Here is a 3453-nt window from a genome sequence, read left to right as displayed (position 1 = left end):
CGCGGGCGGGGAGACCCCGACTCGCGGGTCGGGGCCGCCCCGCCCGCGAGTCGGGTCTCGACGTGCGCGAGCCGGTGTTTTCAGGTGCGTGAGTCGGGGTCCTCGGGAGTGTGAGTCGGGGTCCCGGGCGACGGTGCCGGCGCACAGCGCCCACCTCGGAGATCCGGTCGACCTGCCGAACCTCGGTGAGGTGGTTGACGGCCACAACGGTTGTCCCGTGACCGGGGACCGCGACCGACCTCTCGGCTCCGCCGGGCGGCCGATCTGCCGCGTGGGGCGCCCGGGGCCGGGGCGACCTCCGGGGGTGGTCAGGAGGCGGTGGTCGTCGGCTCCGTGTCGAGCTCGTCGACCGGCCCGGCACACACCGCATGGCAGCCGGCGAGCACCGCGGCCGCGAAACGGCCCGGGGAGCTGACGAAGACGCCGTGGTCCCCGTCGACCTCGATGACCGTGCTGCCCGGGATGGCGCGTGCGAGCTTCCACTGGCGGCGTACCGGGACGACCCGGTCGTGCCGGGTGAGGACCGCCGCCGCCGGCACGTCGACCGAGCCGATCCAGTCGTGGGAACTGAACGCGGACACGGCCTGCACGGTCGACAACGCGTTCCGCAGGGTGGTGCGGCGCATCTGGGCGAGGGCCCAGCTCCGCTCGGCGGGTCCGAGGTCGTGATCGAGCAGCCCGGCGGCGATCAGATCGGCGCCCAGCGGGTACAGCGCAGGGAACCAGGCGGCGGTGGCCACGGCGGAGGGCAGGAGCATCGCGACGGACCGCTCCCATGGTGATCCGCACATGTTCCGGGCCGTCGAGCACAGCACGAGTCCCGCGACGCGCTCCCGGTGCCGGTGCCACAACAGCTGGGCGACGAAACCGCCCATCGAGTAACCGACGGCCACGAACCGGTCGATACCGAGCTCCGTCGCGAGCGCGGCGGCGTCGTCGGCGCAGTCCTCGAGGCGGAAGACGGAGCACCGTGGCCCGTCGCCGTGCCCGCGCTGATCGGGTGCGACGACGCGGTAGTGCCGGCCGAGAGTGTTGATCACGCCGGACCAGTTGAGCTCGGCGTTCAGGGTGGCGCCGTGCAGCAGGAGCAGCACCGGTGCTCCCGGTGGGCCGGGCGCTTCCCAGATGGTGGTACGGCCCCGCCCGGGCAGGGTGACCACGCGACGATGCGTGGGCACGGCCGCAGCCAGCGGGCCCTTCCGGTTCATCCCTCACCCTTCACCGGGCTCGGACCGCAGGGGCGCGCCGAGCAGGTTTCTAGCACGTTACCCAGACGTTGCGAGGTTTAACACTCTCCCCCCGGCGGCTGCGGCGGACGAGGCGACACCGCCGCACCGTCGAGACTCTCCGGGCGTTCCTCGAGCCGGGAAAGAGGTGTGGGCCGCCGGCCGGCGAGGGGACCTGTCACTCCGGCGCGGCGTCGTGGAGCAGCAGGACGACGGCGGGGGAGGGGCTGACGAGGTCGAGCCGGCCGCCACGGGCGGTCAGCCGGTCCCGCACCTGCGGCAGGACGTCGAGACCGGCGGGGGACGGCGACATGACACCCGACAGGTCGACGGCGACCCGCGGCGCGGGATCGCCGGGGAGGGCGTCCGGCAGTCGGCGCTCGAGTTCGTGCGCGACGACGTCACCGGCGACCACGACCGGAACCGGTTCCGTCTCGCCGGTCGGCGGCTCCCGGGTCTGCGCACAGTCCGCTGCCACGGTGGCTCGATGCCCCGTTCCACTGGTCCTCCGTTCACGCCAAACGGATTCGGGCGCGGATGGTCCCGGCAGGACGGGTCCCAACCCGTTCTGGTGACGAGTGGTACGGAACGGGATCGGGCCGGGGGTTCCGGCCAGGCGCGACAGCCCCGCCGGGCGGAGCCGGCGGGGCTGTCGGGGCTGTCGGGGGTGGAGCGGACGGGTCAGACGGTCACGCCGTTGCGCGCGGCGCGGGCCGGCTTGGGGGCGCCGGGGACGGTCTCGGCGACCGGCGCGACCGGCTGGAACGGGACGGTGGCGGCGCGGGCCTGTTCGGTGATGGCCTCGGCGGCCTGGGCGCCGGCGGCCAGCAGCGTCTTGGCGTACTCGCGCTGGCGGGTCAGCAGCTGCGCGGCGAGGTCGAAGGCGGTGTCGACGGCGCTGTTCACGTCGGGCAGCTGCGGCTTGACGTCGGTGATGCTGCCGGCGCAGGCCTGCAGGGAGTCGGTCCAGTTGCGGACGGCGGTGGTGACCGCCTCCTGGCTGCGCTGGGTGATCTGCACGAACTGCTCGGTCGGCGCGGTCATGCGGTGTCCTTTGCTCGGCGGTGTGGCCTGTGCTCATTAAAGTACGCAGCATCGTTAACTATGTCAATCAAACGGGCCGAGCTGAGCGAGCAGCGCGATCACGCGGTGCACCGGCACCGGCTCGCGCCACTCGTCGGCGACGAGGTGCAGGACGATCTCCGCGGGGCCGACCTCGACCCGGCGCAGTTGCAGCCCACGGGGGAACGGCGGCAGTTTCAGCCGAACCGGAGGCAGCCAGCGCGGAAGCGTGAACCTGCGCCGGCCGAGCCACAGCGCTCCCGGTTGCAGGTGCAGCGTGGGCCCCGCCACCTCGGGAGCCACGACGAGTGCCCCCCAGGTGGGCAGTCGCGACCAGCGCAGCCGTGCCTCCCCGTCGGGACCGACCTCCAGCAGTACGGCGGCCCGGACGGCCGCGATGCGCTCGCGCACGACCTCGGGGAGCAGCGACAGCTCCACGGTCACCGGGGCGCAGACCACCGCGGGTACCGGCAGCGGGCGCACGTGCACGTTCCGCCAGACCACGACGAGCCGGCGGCACGCCGTGCCGCACCACTCGAGATCGGTGGCGACGACGCGCACGTCGTCGAACTGGCCCAGACCGAGGCCTATCGGATCGGGCCGCACCTGCAGCGACTCCAGTCGCAGCACGAGATCGCCGCCGGTGCCCGGCACGGTGAACCGGCGGCCGACCAGCTTCCGCGCGGCCGTCCGGAGCAGGGCGTCGAGCGCGCCGACGGGAGTCGCCGCCACCACGCCGGGCAGCAGCCCGCGCAGGGCCCGCAGGGCGGCGGGATCGGTCCACTCGTTCCAGTCGGCCCCGCCGGGTCGCCGTCCACCGCCGCAGTATCGGCCGCCCCGCCCGCCGCGCGACGGTCCCGCTTCCGCCCTGCGGGAACGTCGCGCACGTTCTGGTCGCCACGCGTGCCGTTGAACGCGCGTGGCGGGAGCGGGGCGCGCGTGGCACGGTCGGTGCGTGGCCGGGTCACCACGCCCGAACGCGCCGCAGCGGGACGATCCGGACGGAGGTGCCCGACGTCGTCGAGCGGACCCATGCGACGGAGGGGACAGGCCGGACACCGCTGGTCGACGGCTCATCGTGAGGGGTTCCGTCACCGCGCCCTCGAGGTCCACGATGGGGCGGTCACAGTTGTGGCGTGTCCGCGCCGGCCGCCGCCCCCAGGCG

The 3453-nt window shown here is 74.1% G+C and carries 4 protein-coding genes; all 4 read right to left on the bottom strand.

Annotated features, from left to right (window positions below):
* Window positions 1-308: 308 nt before the first annotated feature.
* Window positions 309-1208: an alpha/beta fold hydrolase gene (locus HF519_RS29615; protein ID WP_169416259.1), complete on the bottom strand. Its 900-nt coding sequence runs from the start codon at window positions 1206-1208 to the stop codon at window positions 309-311.
* A 196-nt stretch (window positions 1209-1404) separates the two neighbouring features.
* Window positions 1405-1704, bottom strand: coding sequence for an STAS domain-containing protein (locus HF519_RS29610; protein WP_169416258.1), 300 nt, complete (start codon window positions 1702-1704; stop codon window positions 1405-1407).
* 203 nt (window positions 1705-1907) lie between these two features.
* Window positions 1908-2270, bottom strand: coding sequence for a hypothetical protein (locus tag HF519_RS29605; protein WP_169416257.1), 363 nt, complete (start codon window positions 2268-2270; stop codon window positions 1908-1910).
* Between the two features lie 63 nt (window positions 2271-2333).
* A complete protein-coding gene (locus HF519_RS29600) occupies window positions 2334-3023 on the bottom strand; it encodes a hypothetical protein (protein WP_169416256.1) in 690 nt (229 codons plus the stop codon).
* Between the last annotated feature and the right edge of the window lie 430 nt (window positions 3024-3453).

This window comes from Pseudonocardia bannensis (assembly GCF_012911875.1).
Classification (GTDB): Bacteria; Actinomycetota; Actinomycetes; order Mycobacteriales; family Pseudonocardiaceae; genus Pseudonocardia; species Pseudonocardia bannensis.
This window is presented reverse-complemented; position numbering and strand designations above follow the sequence as displayed.